This is a genomic window from Variovorax atrisoli (genome assembly GCF_014195185.1).
Taxonomy (GTDB): Bacteria; Pseudomonadota; Gammaproteobacteria; order Burkholderiales; family Burkholderiaceae_C; genus Variovorax; species Variovorax atrisoli.
In genome coordinates, this window is sequence record NZ_JACIBG010000004.1 from 502,686 (window position 1) to 519,934 (window position 17,249).

The following is a 17,249-nucleotide window of genomic DNA, read 5'->3' on the forward strand; positions in this document are numbered from 1 at the left end:
TCGCTACGCCGCCCCCCTTGCGGGGGGCAACACCGGTGGCCCGGCAGAGCCGGCTCCACGGTGCTTCCCGAAAAGACCGTGAGGTGGTCATGTCGTGGGCGTCTCGCGCGAGGTCGCGGAAGACCGGGTAAGGGATGCATCGGAAGAAGCCGCCGATGCGGAACGGGAAAACAGTGCCTCGGGCTGGAACAGCATGTCGCCGGCGTCGGTGTCGGACATGCGCGTGCCCAGCCAGCTGCCCCAGCCCAGTCGCTGGTTGCTGTTGAGCCGCATGCCGTGCGCATCCTCTTTCCTGAGCACCAGCCGCAGCTCCCAGGCGAACTCGATGCCGACGTACTGCCGCACCCAGTCGACCACCTGCTGCAGCCGCTTGCTGCCAGGAAGGAACTCGCGGTACTGCTCCTGCGAGAGCGGCCCGAGCTCGAGGCGGAACTTGCTTTGAGCGTCGCGCACCGCCAGGCCGATGGTGGCGCCGCCGCCGAGCCTGTGGTTGCGCCCGAGCTGGCCGATGCGGCTGACCTGGCGCTCGTCGATCATCACCCAGTCGCTCACGAACTCGTCGACGCGCACTGGCACGTCGAAGTACAGCCGCAGGATCTGGATCAGCCCCTCGGGGTTGCGCGTCTGGCGCACGAGGTGGCCCGCCATGAAGGTGCGCGCATGGTCGGCGATGCGGTCACGCCCCTTGAGGCCGGGCTGCCCCATGTTCATGAGGCTGGCGACGTAGTCCACGAAGCGATGGCCGTCGGTGCGGTCGAGGCTGTTGACCGACTGCGCGTCGGCCCAGGCCCGGTAGAACAGCAGGATGAGCCGATGATGGAACAGGTCGGCGAACGCGCTGATGGTGTTGTCGGCGTGGTGCCGCTTGCGCTCGCGCGCGTACTCCGTCAGGTGCAGCGGCAGCGGGCCGTTGGGGCCGAACAGGCCGAAGCCGTAGATCGAGATGCGCGGCGGCCCGTCGCCGGCGGCCTCGACGCCCGACACGTTCGAGGGCGCGAAGGCCATCGAGGGTTCCTGTCCGAGGCGCAGCGGCTCGTCGGTCGGGCGCGGCGCGCGGCCCAGCAGCGGGTGGTCGTCCTGCGCGTCGAGGCGGCGCAGCAGCATGAAGAGGTCGTGCTCGAAGGGTTGCTCGAGCAGCCTGGCCCAGAGCACCGGATCGGCCTGTTCGATGCCGCGGGCAGGCGCCGAGCCGACGCGCGCAGCAGGCGGCACGGCTTCTTCACGGTCGGCGGCCTCCACCGTGTGCATCACCTCGCCCTGCGCAAGCTCGGCCGGCACGGCCTCCTGCGGCTCCTGGTGCTGCTGCACCGCGTCGGTGATGCCGATGTCGCTCATACGGCGGGGCGGCGTCCCACGCGCGGAGTCCAGCGCGCGATCTCGCCGCGCTGAAGGCTGGTCAACGCGAATTCGGTGAACGCATTGAGCGACACATGGCGGCTGAAGAACTGCTCGAGCACCGCGCCGAAGAGATACGGGCTCGCGCCCGAGAATGCGACCTCGTCGATCTTGAGCGCGATCTCCACGCCGCGCCCGAACACGATCGGCCCGGGCTCGGGCAGGCGACGGAACACCGGCGCCAGCGCCATCGAGCGCACGCCCTGTATCTGGCGTCGCACCGCGGGATCGGCGAGGTTGCCGTACAGGTCGAGCATCTCGCGCAGCGCTGCCGCGCCCTGTGCGGGATCGACGTCGGTGAGGCTCAGGTAGTTGAGGCCGAGATGGCTGATGAGGCGCCACGTGAGCGCGCCTTCGGCCAGCGCGGGGTACGGCCGCGAAGGCCCGCGCAGGATGCGGATGGAGCGCACGGGCGCGGACACGCGCAGCGTGAAGTCCGATTCGAGCCCCGTCGGCAGCAGCAGCGGCAGGTCGCGGTTGGTGCACAGCGCGTCGAGCGTGATGTGGCGCAGGCTGTGCGGGAACGGCGCGTCGTGCTGGTCGACGAGCGACACGTAGATCTCGCTGCCGGTGTAGCTGGTGCGCGTGCCCTGGGCGCGCGCCCGGTCGGACACGAGGCGCGGCTCGCGGCGCAGCGAGAAGTAAGCGCCGAAGTCGCCGTCGTCGGCCGCGAAGGAGCCGAGGAAGGGCCTGAACTCGCGCTCCTCGGAGCCGTTGGCCATGTGGCCGGTGACGCGCTCGACGGTGAAGATCTCGAAGTCGCGCGGCCGCGTGCGGTCGATCACCGCATGGTGCTCGTGCTGGCCCGGTCCCACCGGAATGCGGTCGCTGCGGCGCGGCACGAGGTTGATGATGGGCGTGCAGAACAGCGAGAAGTGCTTGGCGTCCACCAGCCGCTCGAGGTCGGCATCGGCACGGTCGAGCAGGATCACGATCTCCATCGTGGTGCCGCTCATCGCCGCTGCCGCCGCGCGCATCTTGTTGATGCTGAAGAACAGGTAGCGGTCGGGGAAGGCGAAGTACTCGTGCAGCAGGCGGTAGCCCTGGAACGAGCGCGCGTCGTAGGGCAGCAGCGACTGGTCGGGCTCGAAGCCCTCGTGCCTGATGGCTTCGTCGCCCAGCGGCACGATCCGCGCCGCCGTGCCAGGACCGCTTCGGCACACCACGCCGACGCTGTGGTGCACCGCGAGTTCGAGCACGCGCAGGGCATGCAGCTCGGCGCCGGAAAGGAAGAATTCGAGCCGGTCCAGCGGCATGTCGGCGAAGCGCGCGCCGCCCACCGCTTCCAGCTTGATGGTGACGGCGCTCTTCGCCTGCCGCGCCACCGCGGGCATCGCATGCGCGATCTCGGCAGGCACCGGGCCGATGCCGGCTTCGGCGATGCGGATCGGCCACAGCGTGACGGCATGGCCGGTGCGGAATTCGCAGGCCGTCTGTTCGCCCTTGATCATGCGCCCGCGCAGGATGGTGTGACGCGGCAGCTCGTAGCCTGCCTTCAGCGACCCTTCGTTGAGGTTGCCGTCGATCTGAACCACGGCCATGGCGGGCAGCGGCGCGAGGAAGTTGGGGTACACCACTTCGAGCAGGCGCTGCGAGAAGCGCGGGAACTCGGCATCCATCTTGAGCTGGATGCGCGCGGTGAGAAAGCTGAAGCCTTCGAGCAGCCGCTCCACGTAGGGGTCGCTGACCTCGATGCCGCGCATGCCCAGGCGCCCCGCGATCTTCGGATAGCGCTGCGCGAACTCGGCCCCGAGCTCGTGCATGTAGGTGAGCTCGCGGTTGTAGTAGTCGAGAAGCCGGGCATCCATCAGAGGCTAACCCCCAGGCTTCGCGCACTTCGTGTCGCTTCGCCAACCCCCTTGCAGGGGGCAACACCCGCGGCCCGGCAAAGCCGGTTCCGCGGTGTTCCACGGCAAGAGAATTCCGTCATCAGAGTCCTCCCGTCGGCCGCAGCACCATGTGCCCGCTTTCCAGGTCGAGCTCGGAACGCAGGATGAATTCGATGGGGTACGGCACCGACCACAGCGTGCCGCGGATCTCCAGCGCGAGCAGGTTGTGGTGTTCGAGCTCGGTGGCGTCGGTCACGCAGCGGACGTCGATGCTGTCCTTCATGATGCGCGGCTCGAAGTCGATGATGGCTGCGCGGATGGCCGCTTCGACGTCCGCGAAGTCGACCTCCGACATGCGCCCGCCGGCCCAGCCGCGAACGCCGAAGTTCACGACCGAGCGACGCGCGCGGGGCATGGTGTTGATGTCGTGGTCCGCGCCGAAGTTGGTGGTGTTGAGCAGCCACTGCAGGTCGCGCAGCACCGAGTCGCGCAGCAGCCTGCCGCTCATGAGGAAGGAACCCGCGCGCTCCTGACGGACCTGCGGCGCCTTGTCGGTGAGGCGGTCCAGCAGCACCGGCTGCAGGCGGTCGCGTGCGACGCTTTCCTGCTGGTCGCCGTCGGCGTCCATCATTGCACTCATCAGGCGGCGCCCTCTCGCGAGAACTCGATCAGCCGCAGGTCGAGCAGCGAATGGTCGCCTGCCTCGCTGATCAGGGTGCGCTGGCCCAGGCCCGCGTACTGTTCTTCGCCGGCCAGGGGCAGCCAGTCGGTGCGGCGGCCCAGTGCGGCCTCGTCGTCGAGGCCTTCCAGCCGGCCCGGGTAGCGCACGGGCACCAGGCCATTGAGCGCGCGACCGTCATGCAGCTCGAATTCGGTGGGAGCCCATAGCAGGTCGACCAGATGCTGCGGCCGCGAGAACTTGGCGCGGCGCACCTGCGTCAGCGGCAGCCAGGCATAGCCGGAAGGCGTGAGCAGTTCGAACACGGGGCCGATGCGTACGTCGCCGTCGCAGAGCCAGTCGAACTCGCTGTTCTGCACCGGCTCGCCATCGAGCGCCTGCACGGCGCGGGAATCGGTGCGGTCCACGCTGATGATCTTGCCGTGCAGCGCGGGTGCGGCCTGCCGCGCGCTCTCGCGCAGTGCCGCAGCCTCTTCGGCGCGATCGGCCGGCAGCGTGGCCGCTGCAATCAGCTGCTCGACCCATTCGGCGTTGCCGCCGACGATGGCCGGCGCACGTCCGCCCGACCAGAAGTCGCTGCGATGGCGTTCGCCCGAAAGCGCCATCGAGCACGTGACGCTGGCGGGCGTGAAGGTGGGATCGAGCTTGGTGGCGAGCTTGAGCTGGTCTTCGGCCCGCTGCCACTCTCCACGCAATGCCAGGAAGTGGCACAAGGCCAGGCGCAGGCCTGCGTTCTGGGGATTGGAGCGGATCTGCCGCTGTACCCATTCGGTGTGCTCGGCCACTGAGCGATCGCCCAGTACTGCAAACCCATCACCCATGAAGCTTCCTCGCTGACTGGCTGGCACGCGGCGCGATCGTCGAGAAGGCCGCTGTGCGAAGGACGGCCGTGGCGGCCGTCGGGAAAAACGTCGCGGCCGGCCCGAGAGGCCGGCCGCGCATCGGGAAAAGGAAATCAGGCTTCCTTGTTTTCCTTGATATTCCAGGCCAGAACCGTCTCGGCGCCCTTGCCGCCCTTGTCGGTCTGTTCCCAGTACTGCTGCTTCACCTTGGCGGCCTGGAAGGCGTATTGCACGAACACGGCGTCCGAGCCCTGCTCGGCCGTGTACTGCACCGAGGTGACCAGCACTTCCTCGAGCGTGACGCGGGTGTATTCGATCTGCGAGCCGCCGGCCTTGCACACCGACACTTCCACCTTGCTCAGGTGCTTGCCGCTCGCGCAGTTCTTCAGCACCGACGGTGCCGCCTTGTCGATGCGCGCCAGCACCTGCAGGTCGTTGAAGCTGGCCTTGCCGACGCCGCCGCCGCCACCGCTGACCATGTTTCCAGGCTGCGTTGCACCCCACGCAAACGACTTGATGTCCGTCCACTCCTTGTGGTTCGAGTCCTTCGATTCGCCGTTCGCGCCTTCAACGCGCATGAACATGTCTACTGCCATGATTTAAACCCCCAGAGTTATTTGCGCCCGATTCCGGAACGCCGTTGAATTAGCTGCTGTCCTTCTTGTTGGATGGCAGCTTCGAAACCAGCCGCAACGACACCGTCAGCCCTTCGAGCTGATAGTGCGGCCGGAGAAAAAACTTGGCGGCGTAGTAGCCGGGGTTGTCCTCGATGGCTTCCACCTGGACTTCCGCCGCCGCCAGCGGCTTCATCGCCTTGGTGTCCTGCGAAGAGGTGCCAGGGCTGCCGTCGACGTAGTTCATGATCCAGTCGTTGAGCCAGCGCTCCATGTCCTCGCGCTCGCGGAACGAACCGATCTTGTCCCGCACGATGCACTTCAGGTAGTGCGCAAAGCGGCAGCATGCGAACAGGTACGGCAGGCGTGCCGCCAAGTTCGCGTTGGCCGTGGCGTCGGCGTCGTAGTACTCGGCCGGCAACTGGAGCGACTGCGCGCCGATGAAGGCCGCGAAGTCGGAGTTCTTGCGGTGCACCAGCGGCATGAAGCCGTTCTTGGCGAGCTCGGCCTCGCGGCGGTCGCTGATCGCGATCTCGGTCGGGCACTTCATGTCCACGCCGCCGTCGTCGGTCGGGAAGGTGTGCGTGGGCAGGTTCTCGACCGCGCCGCCCGATTCGACGCCGCGGATCGAGGTGCACCAGCCGTACTGCTTGAACGAGCGGTTGATGTTCACGCCCATCGCGTAGGCCGAGTTGGCCCAGGTGTAGCGGTTGTGCGCCGCCGAATCGGTCTCCTCCTCGAACTCGAACTCGTCGACCGGGTTGGTGCGCGCGCCGTAGGGCAGACGCGCGAGGAAACGCGGCATGGCCAGGCCGATGTAGCGCGCGTCTTCCGAATCACGCAGCGAACGCCACGCGGTGTGCTCGGTGTTCTGGAAGATCTTGGTCAGGTCGCGCGGATTCGACAGTTCCTGCCACGAGTCCATCTGCATCACCGTGGGCGATGCGCCCGCGATGAACGGGCAGTGCGCCGCCGCGGCGATCTTGGCCATCTCGCCCAGCATCTCGACGTCGGGCGGGCTGTGGTCGAAGTGGAAGTCGCCGATCAGCGCGCCGAAGGGCTCGCCACCGAACTGGCCGTACTCGGCTTCGTAGATCTTCTTGAACAGCGGGCTCTGGTCCCAGCCGATGCCCTTGTGGCGCTTGAGCGAGCGCGCGACCTCGCGCTTCGATGCGCACATCACGCGGATCTTGAGCTGTTCGTCGGTCTCGGTGTTGTTGACCAGATAGTGCAGCCCGCGCCATGCGCCTTCGAGCTGCTGGAACTCCTCGTGATGCAGGATCTGGTTGATCTGCTCGGAGAGCTTGCGGTCGATCTCGGTGATGATGGCCTGAACGGTGCGATAGGCATCGTTGGAGACGGTGACGGTGCTCTCCAGCGCCTGCACGGCCAGCGTCTTGACGGCGTTCTCCACCGCCTCTCGGGCCTGGTCGGTCTTGGGCTTGAACTCGCGCTGCAGCAGGTTCGAGAACTCGTTCGGCTCCAGCGTCTCGACGGAGGCCGGTGCGCGCGCGGTGGTCTGTTTCGGTGCGGTGCTCATGATGATGGCGGTCCTTGCTGCTGCTCGCGCTTACTCGGAAGACGTACCGGGATTGCCGGCCTTTTCATTCGCGGCTTCCACCGCCTTGGCAACGGCCGGGTTGGGCGCCGAAGCCAGCGACTTCAGGAGTGCGGGGTTCTGCAGTGCCTGCGCGATCAGCTGTTCGGCACCGTTCTTGCCGTCCATGTACGAAAGCAGGTTCGACAGCTCGGTGCGCGCCTCGAGCAGCTGCTGCAGCGCACCGACCTGACGAGCGATGCGCGCGGGCGAGAAGTCGTCCATGCTCTCGAACGTGATGTCCACGTTCATCTGCCCGTCGCCGGTGAGCGTGTTGGGCACCTGGAAGGCGACGCGCGGCTTGATGGCCTTCATGCGGTCGTCGAAGTTGTCGATGTCCACGGGCATGAACTCGCGCTCGGCGAGATCGGGCATGGGGTCGACCTGCTTGCCCGCGAGATCGGCGATGACGCCCATCACGAAGGGCAGCTGGATCTTGCGCTCGCTGCCGTAGATCTCGACGTCGTACTCGATCTGCACACGCGGTGCGCGATTGCGCGCAATGAACTTCTGACCACTGTTTCTGACACGGTTGTCTGCCATAAGCTTCCTCTTGAATCTGTAATGCGTGTGGGCGCGACCCGGGCCGGCCGGCTCGCGAGGCCCGCAACGGCCTTCGCCTCGTTACTCCGCGCTGCTCCCGTTCAACGGACGTCCTGCAAGGCTTTCTATCTTTTGCAATCCCTCTGGCACGAGTTCTTCGATGATCTGGAAGAAGTTGAGCTCCATCAGCCGCTGCGCTCTGCGTATGAGCATGGGCGCCGGATGGCTGGGCTCCGTGCGCTCCATGAACTGGCAAGCCTTCTCGAGCAATACCTGCACATCTTCACGGCTCGATATTTCAATATCCTTAATAAGTACTTGACGTAGGCCGGTACCGCTATTTGCTGCAGTACCGCCCACAGCGCCGTTCGCCACTGCCGCGCTCACTCCCCCGTGCTGCACATCGGCGGCCACAGGAGCTTCGCCGGCTGCCGCCGTCGGTGTCTGCGGCTGCTCCGGCAGCAGCTGCGCCACGGTGCGCAGCGAACGCTCGAGACGCGAGAAGTCGGGCGCCCAGCTCTGGCCGAGCGCGCGCTCGCAGGTCTCACGGATGCGCTGCAGCAGCTCCAGTGCCGCGCGCAACGCCACCACCGGCGGTGCCGCCTTTTCCTGCGCGCGCCGCACTGCATCCTTCAGCCGGCCGATACCGCCCGGGTAGTCGATCTGATGGTCGGTCTTGCTCGAATCGAGCAGGGCCTCGACCTGGCGCAGGGTCATCGATGCGCCGCTTTCATCGAGCAGGCGCGCGTCGCGCACGCTGCGTCCGAGTCCCTCGGCTTCGGCCAGTGCGGCCAGCGCATTCATGCGTGGCAGAGGATCCTCGAAGCCGTCGTCGACAACGCGCGGATGCACGTCGTCCCAGAATTTCTGAAGCACAACGTCGACGAGCTGCAGGCCTTCCACATAACCGGGCAGGCCGCGGTTCTCGGTCCAGGCCAGCGTGAGAGGCACCAGCACGCGCAGGTCGCGCGTCCGCGTGCAAAGCTGCTTCGCGATACGCTCCACGCGGGCCCAGTCGGGAGGTTCGGCGGGAATGATCGTCGAGCCGAACTGCTGCTCGCGCTTGCCCGCTGTCGCCTGGTGCAACGCCATGAAATCGGGGTCGTACTCCAGGTCTTCACCGCAAGGTAGCGGGCCTTCTACAGGCTCCTGCAATAGATCGATCTCGGTCTGCGCCAACCTCTGCTCCCCTTGTTCAAACGTTTCCTAACAACAGCAATCTTGAGGGGAACAAGTGATGCGGTCAACAGCAACAGATTGCAACACGACGCGTATGAATTACTAAGAAGTACAACCTCTTTTGAAATTCAAACAGAACGACTACACGTCGTTCAAAGCAAATCGCGAGCGGCCAAATTGCGCATCAACGCACTGATACCAAAAGTCCACATCGGCGCCTTGTCCGCGTGTACCACGCGATTCACCAGCGCACCGAGTTCCGGTGCGGCAATGCGCACGCGGTCTCCCACGACATGGGTGAATCCTTGTCCCGGCCCATGACGATCTTGTGTCGGCGCGAACATCGTTCCGAGAAACAACATGAATCCGTCGGGGTAACCGTGATTTTTTCCTACTGTTTGGGCCACGAGGTCGAGCGGATCGCGGCTGATCTTCGACAGCGAACTCGATCCCTCGAGCGTGAAGCCCTCCGGCCCCGTCACTTCCAGTTCGACGGTGATGCGCCGCACGTCGGCGATGCCGAAGTGCTCGTCGAAGAGGCGGATGAACGGACCGATCGCGCAGGATGCGTTGTTGTCCTTCGCCTTGCCGAGCAGCAGCGCGCTGCGGCCTTCGAAGTCACGAAGGTTGACATCGTTGCCCAGCGCCGCGCCCCAGGTTTCGCCGCGGCTGTTGACGGCGAGCACCACCTCCGGCTCGGGGTTGTTCCACACCGAGCCCGGATGAATGCCGATATCCGCGCCGGTGCCGACGGCCGACAGCACCGGTGCCTTGGTGAAGATCTCCGCGTCCGGTCCGATGCCGACCTCGAGGTACTGCGACCACGCGCCCTGCGCGATCAGCACTTCCTTGACCTTCATGGCCTCGGGCGAGCCGGGCACGATGTCCGCGAGGTTTTCGCCGAGCACGCTGCCGATGGCCGCGCGCGTGGCTTCCGCCTTCGACGCATCGCCTCGCGCCTGTTCCTCGATCACGCGCTCGAGCAGGCTTGCAACGAATGTGACCCCGCTGGCCTTGATGGCCTGCAGGTCGCAGGGCGCGAGAAGCCAAGGCCTGCTCGCATCGCGCGCAGTCTCGTCGCTGTTGGCAAGGGCTTCTTCGAGCGATGCGATGCGGGGTGCGGCTTGCAATGCACGGCGGACGGCCTGTGCGGGCGCCTCCTTGCCTTCGAGCAGATCGCTCATGGTGGGCGCGAGCTCCGACAGGTCGTGCAGGCCACCTTCGTGAACGGCCACCAGCACGGGGCCGACACCGGGCTGCCAGAGGCGCCCGACAAGAGTGGCGCGTTCGGCGTCGCGGGGCAGGCTGGAAGTGGTGGAAAGATCGAGCGGCATGGCGGGTTGTCTCCGTGGTGAATGTGGCTGCTACGTCGAATCGTAGCGGCGCCCGACGAAAACAGCCTGCGCGGCCGCCCGGTCCTCCTGGTTTACGGCCTCAATGCTTCGATGCGCGCACGCGCGCCACCTCGGCAGGCAGGTCGGTCCACGCCGGCTCCTGCGGCGCGAAGCGAGCGCGCATGTAGCCTGCGAGTTCGGCGATCTGCCGGTCGTCGAGCACCTCGCGGAAGCCGGGCATGAAGCCGATGTCGCGGCTCGCGGGTTCGCGCACGCCGTCGAGGATGGTGCGCAGCAGGTTGTCGGGCCGCGCGCTGGTGAGGTTGCTGTTGAGCGCGAGCGGCGTGTTGACGCCCAGCAGCGTGGGGCCGTTGCCGTCGTGGTGGCAGGAGGCGCAGGCGCTGTCGAACATGCGCTGTGCGGGGCCCAGCAGCTGCCCTTGGGTACGCGCCGCGGCGTTCACGACCTGCTGCGCCGCCAAGCCGGGATCGGCGGCCGGTTTCGGATTGAACGAGCCGAGATAGGCGGCCATCGCACGGATGTCCTCGTCGGGCACCTGCGCGAGCTCGCGCACGACCTCGGCCATCGGCCCGCCCGCGATGCCGTGGCGCTGCGTATGGCCGTGGCGCAGGTAGCGATAGAGCTCGTCGGCATCCCACGGCACCGCCGACTTCGACGCCAGCTGCGTGAGCGCCGGCGCCTCCCATCCATCGACCATCGCGCCCGAAAGGAAGGCGCTGCCACCCTGCTCCGCGCCCAGCGCGTTGCGTGGCGTGTGGCAGGCGCCGCAATGCCCCAGGCCGTTGACGAGGTATGCGCCGCGGTTCCACTCCGCGCTCTGCGCGGCCACGGGCTGCATCGGCGACGGATCGTGGAAGAGCGCGTTCCAGCCGGCCATCAGCGGCCGGATGCTGAACGGGAACTTGAGCTCCGACTTCGGCGTTTCCGCGCGCACCGCGGGCAGCGACATGAAGTACGCATACAGCGCCTGCAGGTCGTCGTCGCTGGTCTTGGCGAAGGCGGTGTAGGGGAACGCGGGATACAGGTGATGGCCGTCGCGCGAAATGCCCTCGCGCATCGCGCGCTGGAAGGCGCTGAACGACCAGCGCCCGAGGCCCGTCTCCGCGTCCGGCGTGAGGTTGGTGGTGTAGAGCGTGCCGAAGGGCGTTTCCATGGCGCGTCCGCCCGCGTTGGCCGTGCCGCCGGGCGCGGTGTGGCACACGGCACAGTCGCCCACCGCGGCGAGCACACGGCCGCGTTCGATGGTGGCCTGGCTGTAGACCGGCGCGGTGAGCGACACCGGCGCGATGGCCGAGCGCCAGCCGAGCAGTCCAGCGATGACGCCGATGCCGCCTACGACCAGCGCCGCGCCCGTCGCCCACACGCCCTTGCGCCGAGGCCATGGCGCATCGCTCCTTCCCCCTTTGGGGGAAGATCGGGATGGGGGCACGGCAGCGTCGCCATCCGGGCGCCGCATGCCCCCACCCCCGCCCTCCCCCAGAGGGGGAGGGAGCAGACCCCGGTTCAACTCCGCGAGCACCGTCTCCGGCGTGAACGGCGGTGCCCTGAAGCGCACGCCGGTCGCATCGAAGATCGCGTTCGCGATCGCAGCCGTGCCCGGCACCGAAGAAGACTCTCCGGCACCCAGCGACGGCTCGCCGGGCCGCGGCATGTGCATCACCTCGATCACCGGCACTTCGCGGAAGTTGATGATCGGGTAGCTGCCCCACTCGCGGCTCGCGACCACGCCGGAAGGCAGCACGCCCGGCAGCTGCGCGTCCGCCGCCGTGCCTTGCTGTTGCTGCTGTTGCGGTGCGAACTGCACCTGCTCCTTGAGCGCCCGGCTCGTCGTCTGGATCACGTTGCCGTGCACCTGGTGCTCGACCCCCGCCGGGTTGATCATCAGGCCGGCGTCATGCCCCACCACCACGCGGCGCACATGCACCTCGCCGGTCTTGCGGTTGACCTCCACGTCGGCCACCCACGCGGCCCACGCCGCGCCGAAACCAGGCCACTTGCTGTGGATGTATCTCGCATAGGCGAAGCCCTGGCCGAAGAGGATGTCGCCGCCCTCGCCCAGTCCGCCATCGGCGTTCTCCTGCGGCCCGGTGCGCATGCGCCAGCCGGCCTTCTGCGCGGTGGCCTGAACGAGCTCGACGGCGCGCGGGTCCTGCAGGTGCCGAAGCCTGAACTGCACCGGATCGACACCCGCAGCCGTCGCCAGCTCGTCGATGTACGACTCGTGCGCGAACGAACTCGGCAGCGCCGACACGCCGCGCAGCCATGACGCGCGCACGATCGGCGCCATGTCGTTGACCTTCACGCGCAGGTTGTCGTAGCTGTAGGGCGGACGCGCGGTGCGGTCGCCCATCTCGAAGGCCTGCGCGACCGGCTCGATGGTGCGCGTGAGCAGCAGCGCGAGCGTTGGCGCGCCATTCGACGGGTAGGAGGTCTCGAAGTCGTAGGCTGCGACGCTGCCGTCGGCCATGAGCCCGCCGTCGATCTCCATGAGCTGCGCGGCGCCCTTGGGCTCCCACGCATGCTCCTGCTCGCGCGTGAGCTGCGCGCGCACCGGTGCGCCCGCTGCGCGCGCGAGCAGCGCCGCGTCGGCGGCCACGTCGTCGGCGCCGTTGCGGCCGTAGCAGCCGGCAGCCTCCATGCGGACCACGTCGACCTGCACGTCCTCCACGCCCATGAGCCTGGCGAGATCGGCGCGCAGCACGTGCGGGTTCTGCGAGCCGGCCCAGCATCGCAGTTGCATGCCGCTGCCGTCGGCGGGCTGCCATTCGGCCAGCGCGCACGACGGGCCGATGGACGCATGCATCTGGTAGGGCCACACGTAGGTGCGGTGCATGGGCTGCGCGGCCGCTTCGATGGCGCCGTCGACGTCGCCTTCATCGACCAGCAGCCGCTGTGTCGAGGGGTTGTCGCGCAGGGCCTGCGCGAGATCGCCGAGGTCGGGCATGCCGGGCCATGGCTTCCACTTCACGCGCAGCTCGCGCAACGCCTGCTCGGCGTGCTCCTCGCGCTCGGCCACGATGCCGACGAAGTCGCGGATGACCACCACCGCGCGGATGCCGGGGATGTGTGCGATCGACGACTCGTCGACCGATTCCAGCGTGTTGCCGATGAAGTCGCCATGGTCCGCACCCGCGTACGGCGGGCGCACCACGCGGCCGTGCAGCATGCCGGGCACGCGCATGTCGTGCACGAAGACGAGTTCGCCCGCGAGCTTGGCCGGGATGTCGACGCGCGCCTGGCGCGTGCCGACCACGCGATAGTCGGCCGGGTCCTTGGGCCTGGCCTGCGGATCGAGCTTGAGCACGGTGCGCTGGCCCGCGACGAGGTCGGCGTAGCTGACATGCCGGTCAGGCGCCTCCGCAACGCGCACCACGCCGTTGCGCACCTGCAGCGCGTCCTCGGTCACGCCCAGGCGTTCGGCCGCACGCGCCAGCAGCCATGCGCGCGCCTGCGCCGCCGCGAGCCGCAGCGGCTGCGCATGGATCTGGATCGACGCGCTGGCGATGGTCGCGCCCTGGTTGGGCGCGCGCGCGGTGTCGCCGAGCATCACGCGCACGCAGGGCATGCCGAGATCGAGCTCCTCGGCCACGATCTGGCCGAGCGCCGTCTGGATGCCGGTGCCCAGGTCGACGTGTCCGTTGAGCGCGGAGGCGCTGCCGTCGTCCCACACGGCGAGCAGCACCTCGTCGCCCTCGGCGGGGTTGCTGGCGATGAAGGCAGGCTGGCCCTTGGCCGGGGGCGGCGGCGGCGGGGTCTCGCGCAGCACCAGCAGCACGCCGGAGGCGGCAAGGAACTCGGCGCGCGTGCGCGGCAGGTCTGCGCGGCGCATCATGGCATTTGCTCCCTCTCCCGCTCGCGGGAGAGGAGACAAGACCAGCGGCTCATGGGTTGAGCTCCTCGCGCATGCGCACTGCCGCGCGCTGCACCGCGCCGAGGATCTCGATGTGCGTGCCGCAGCGGCACAGGTTGCCCGACAGTTCGGCGCGTATGCGCTGCTCGCTCGCCTGCGGATCGCGTGCGAGCAGCGCGGCGGCCTGCATCACCATGCCGTTGAGGCAGTAGCCGCACTGCGCGGCCTGCGCCTCTTCGAAGGCGGCCTGCACCGGGTGCCAGCTGCCGCGCGAGCCCAGGCCTTCGAGCGTGGTGATGGCGCGTCCCGCCACGCCGTGCGCCGGGATCACGCAGGAGCGCGCGGCCACGCCGTCGACGTGCACGGTGCATGCACCGCACTGTCCCAGCCCGCAGCCGTACTTGGGGCCGTTCAGCCCCAGGTCATTGCGCAGCAGGTGCAGCAGCGTCGCCTCGCGCGGCACGCCTTCGATCGATTGCGCCCGGCCGTTGACCAGCAGGCGCAGCGGCTCAGCGCCGCAACTGGCCGTCACGGGTGTACATCTCCAGATCGACGAAGGTCGAGCCGTTGTGGTTCTTAGCGCTGTACTCGACGGGGAAGTCGCCGAAGCGCGTGCTGCCGATGCTCTCCAGGCCCGCGATGAAGTTGTCGCGCGTGAGCGCCTTGCCCGCGCGGCGCAGGCCCTCGACCATCACGCGCGCGACGATGTAGCCCTCCAGCGCGGTGTAGCTGTCGATCTTCTCGCCGAACTCGGCGCGGTCGCGCTGGTAGTCGGCCACGATGGGCACGCGCTGCGCCTGCGGCGGCGGCACGATGCTGGCCGTGACCAGGCCCGCGAGCTTGCCGTCGAGCCGCTTGGCCGAACCGGCCGCATCGGTGATGCCGACCGACAGCGTGTACAGCGGCGAGCCCACGGCGCTGGCGCGGTAGTCGCGCATGAACACTTCCACCATGCGCCCAGCCATGATCATCACGACCGCGCCCGGCTTCGTCTCCGCGAGGCCGGCGACGACCTGCTTCGCGTCCTCGGCCGCGATGGCCAGCGGGAAGGTCTTGAGCACCTTCACCTTGTAGTCGGCCGCGAGCTCCTCGCAGGTGGCGAGGTTCGACTTGCCGAAGGCGCTGTCCTGGTAGACCACCGCGATCGACTGGATGCCGATGGTCGAGAGGTGGCTGATGATCTTGCGCAGCTCCAGGTCGTAGCCCGCGCGCACGTGGAACAGGTAGCGGTTGACCTTGGTGCGGAACGACGTGGTGCCCACCAGCGGCGCGAACATCGGCACGCCGGCCTTCTCCGCGAGCGGCATCGCCGCCGTGAGATTGCCGGTTGCCACGTAGCCGGTGAGCGCGAAGACCTTGTCCTCGTCGATCAGCTTCGCGGTGTTCACGGCCGTCTTCGCGGGGTCGTACGCGTCGTCGTAGGTCACCAGCTCGATCTTGCGGCCGTTCACGCCGCCCGATTTGTTGACCCGGTCGAAGTAGAGCTTGATGCCCGCGCGGTAATCGATGCCGAAGTCCTTGGCCGGTCCGCTGAAAACGGCCGACTGGCCGATGCGGATGGTGGTGTCGGTCACGCCGGTCGTGCCGTTGTCCGCGCGTGCCGGCCGCAGCAGGCCGGGGCCGAGCGCCAGGGCGGCGGCGCTCGCCACCATGGCACGCCTTGAGATCGAGGGCTTCATGCGTCGTGGGTCCCGTGTTCCTGTTGCTCTTTCAGAGTCTTGCGGCGATGCGCGCTCAGGCGGTCTGGATGTCTGCCGACTGGATGCGCTTGACGCCCTTGGCCGTCATCTGCTTCCAGGCCGCGGCCAGCGAGCCGTTGAGGTCGATGCCGCGCGTGGCGTCCTCGATCACGTAGGCCTCGAAGCCGGCCTTGCGCGCATCCATCGCGGTCCAGGCCACGCAGAAGTCGGTGGCCAGGCCGGTGACGAACACGGTCTTGATGCCGCGCGCCTTCAGGTAGCCGGCCAGGCCCGTGGCCGTCTTGTGGTCGGCTTCCTCGAAGGCCGAGTAGCTGTCCATGTCCTTGTGGAAGCCCTTGCGGATGACGAGCTGCGCGGTGGGCACCTTCAGGTCCTTGCCGAGCGCCGCGTCGTCGGTGCCCTGCACGCAATGGTCGGGCCACAGCACCTGCGTGCCGTAGCTGAGCTTGGTGGTCTCGAAGGGCTTCTTGCCGCTGTAGGTGCTGGCGAAAGATGCATGGCCCGCCGTGTGCCAGTCCTGCGTGACCACGATGTTCTCGAAGGCCGGCGCGAGCGCGTTGATCACCGGGATGACTTCGTTGCCGCCCTTCACCGCGAGCGTGCCGCCGTCGAGAAAACAGTTCTGCACGTCGACCACGATCAGCGCCGCCTTGGCGCCGGGCTTGATCTTGCCGGCCGCGAAGGCGTTGAAGGCGACACTGCCGAGGCCACCGGCCAGCCCGAGGGCGGCGGCGGATTTCACGAGGGTTCTGCGATGCATGGCGTGGACTCCTGGTAGGACTGGAAGGGGAACTTGAATCAGGACAAGAGAAACTTTCCAGGAACACCACGGAACCGGCTTTGCCGGGCCGTCGGTGTTGCCCCCTGCAAGGGGGTTGGCGAAGCGACACGAAGTGCGCGAAGACTGGGGGTGTGCTTCATGCTAGACGCTCAGGTAGGCACGGCGGACTTCGTCGTTCGCCGCCAGCTCGGCCATCGTGGCGTGATAGCGGATCTGCCCCTTCTCGAGCACATAGGCACGGTCGGACACCAGTTCGGCGAAGTGCATGTTCTGCTCCGACAGCAGGATGCTGACGCCCTGCGCCTTGAGCTCCAGGATCATGTTCGCCATCTGCTCGACGATCACCGGCGCCACGCCTTCGGAAGGTTCGTCGAGCAGCACGAGGTAGGGGTTGCCCATGAGCGTGCGCGCGACCGTGAGCATCTGCTGCTCGCCGCCGCTCATGCGCCCGCCCGGGCGGTTAGGCATCTCGCCGAGGTTGGGGAAGAGCTTGAACAGCCGCTCGGGCGTCCACAGCGGCGCGTCGCTGCCGTCGGCCCAGCGGCGCGCGGCCTGCTTGCCGACCTCGAGGTTCTCCATCACCGTGAGGTCGGTGAACACGCGGCGGTCCTCGGGCACGAAGCCCAGGCCCAGGCGCGCCGCGTGGTGCGGCTCGCTCTTCGAGATGTCGTGACCCAGGAAGCGAACGGCGCCGCGGCGCTTGGTGAGCATGCCGATCAGCGCCTTCAGCGTGGTCGACTTGCCCGCGCCGTTGCGGCCCATGAGCGCGACCACTTCGCCGCGGCGCACTTCGAGATCGACGTCGTAGAGGATCTGCGCGGCGCCGTACCAGGCGCACAGGGCCTTGGCCTGCAGGAGGGGTTCATGTGTGCTCATCAAATTGCC

Annotated in this window: 14 protein-coding genes; all 14 read right to left on the reverse strand. The window is 67.8% G+C overall.

The annotated features are described in order from the left end of the window. Positions 1-87: 87 nt before the first annotated feature. The gene (tssG, locus tag FHY06_RS17475; protein ID WP_184605891.1) at positions 88-1,335 is read right to left on the reverse strand and encodes a type VI secretion system baseplate subunit TssG; all 1,248 of its coding nucleotides are present in this window, start codon (positions 1,333-1,335) and stop codon (positions 88-90) included. Then, entirely contained in the window at positions 1,332-3,203 is a 1,872-nt protein-coding gene (tssF, locus tag FHY06_RS17480) for a type VI secretion system baseplate subunit TssF (RefSeq protein WP_184605892.1), read from the reverse strand. The genes tssG and tssF overlap by 4 nt, the downstream gene beginning before the upstream one ends. Positions 3,204-3,324: 121 nt before the next feature. Further along, positions 3,325-3,852 carry a type VI secretion system baseplate subunit TssE gene (tssE, locus tag FHY06_RS17485; RefSeq protein WP_020723435.1) on the reverse strand — a complete coding sequence of 176 codons (528 nt, stop codon included), beginning with the start codon at positions 3,850-3,852 and terminating at the stop codon, positions 3,325-3,327. A gap of 11 nt (positions 3,853-3,863) precedes the next feature. Then, entirely contained in the window at positions 3,864-4,724 is an 861-nt protein-coding gene (locus FHY06_RS17490) for a type VI secretion system accessory protein TagJ (RefSeq protein WP_184605893.1), read from the reverse strand. Between the two features lie 134 nt (positions 4,725-4,858). Further along, positions 4,859-5,341 carry an Hcp family type VI secretion system effector gene (locus FHY06_RS17495; protein WP_019658414.1) on the reverse strand — a complete coding sequence of 161 codons (483 nt, stop codon included), beginning with the start codon at positions 5,339-5,341 and terminating at the stop codon, positions 4,859-4,861. Positions 5,342-5,390: 49 nt separating this feature from the next. Next, the gene (gene tssC, locus FHY06_RS17500) at positions 5,391-6,899 is read right to left on the reverse strand and encodes a type VI secretion system contractile sheath large subunit (RefSeq protein ID WP_019658415.1); all 1,509 of its coding nucleotides are present in this window, start codon (positions 6,897-6,899) and stop codon (positions 5,391-5,393) included. A gap of 30 nt (positions 6,900-6,929) precedes the next feature. After that, a complete protein-coding gene (gene tssB / locus FHY06_RS17505) occupies positions 6,930-7,499 on the reverse strand; it encodes a type VI secretion system contractile sheath small subunit (protein ID WP_019658416.1) in 570 nt (189 codons plus the stop codon). 81 nt (positions 7,500-7,580) lie between these two features. Continuing rightward, positions 7,581-8,678, reverse strand: coding sequence for a type VI secretion system protein TssA (gene tssA / locus FHY06_RS17510; protein WP_184605894.1), 1,098 nt, complete (start codon positions 8,676-8,678; stop codon positions 7,581-7,583). 152 nt (positions 8,679-8,830) lie between these two features. Continuing rightward, on the reverse strand, positions 8,831-10,012 hold the full coding sequence (locus tag FHY06_RS17515) for a fumarylacetoacetate hydrolase family protein (RefSeq protein ID WP_184605895.1): 1,182 nt from the start codon (positions 10,010-10,012) through the stop codon (positions 8,831-8,833). Positions 10,013-10,112: 100 nt separating this feature from the next. Further along, positions 10,113-13,865 carry a molybdopterin cofactor-binding domain-containing protein gene (locus tag FHY06_RS17520; protein WP_184605896.1) on the reverse strand — a complete coding sequence of 1,251 codons (3,753 nt, stop codon included), beginning with the start codon at positions 13,863-13,865 and terminating at the stop codon, positions 10,113-10,115. A gap of 49 nt (positions 13,866-13,914) precedes the next feature. After that, positions 13,915-14,415, reverse strand: coding sequence for a (2Fe-2S)-binding protein (locus FHY06_RS17525; RefSeq protein ID WP_132800284.1), 501 nt, complete (start codon positions 14,413-14,415; stop codon positions 13,915-13,917). Then, positions 14,393-15,562 (reverse strand): ABC transporter substrate-binding protein, encoded by a 1,170-nt coding sequence (locus tag FHY06_RS17530; protein ID WP_260310493.1) that lies wholly within the window; start codon positions 15,560-15,562, stop codon positions 14,393-14,395. Before FHY06_RS17530 ends, FHY06_RS17525 begins: the two co-directional genes overlap by 23 nt. A 55-nt stretch (positions 15,563-15,617) precedes the next feature. Continuing rightward, positions 15,618-16,343: a bifunctional nicotinamidase/pyrazinamidase gene (gene pncA, locus FHY06_RS17535; RefSeq protein ID WP_126184187.1), complete on the reverse strand. Its 726-nt coding sequence runs from the start codon at positions 16,341-16,343 to the stop codon at positions 15,618-15,620. A gap of 162 nt (positions 16,344-16,505) precedes the next feature. Next, the gene (locus FHY06_RS17540; RefSeq protein ID WP_126184188.1) at positions 16,506-17,240 is read right to left on the reverse strand and encodes an ABC transporter ATP-binding protein; all 735 of its coding nucleotides are present in this window, start codon (positions 17,238-17,240) and stop codon (positions 16,506-16,508) included. Between the last annotated feature and the right edge of the window lie 9 nt (positions 17,241-17,249).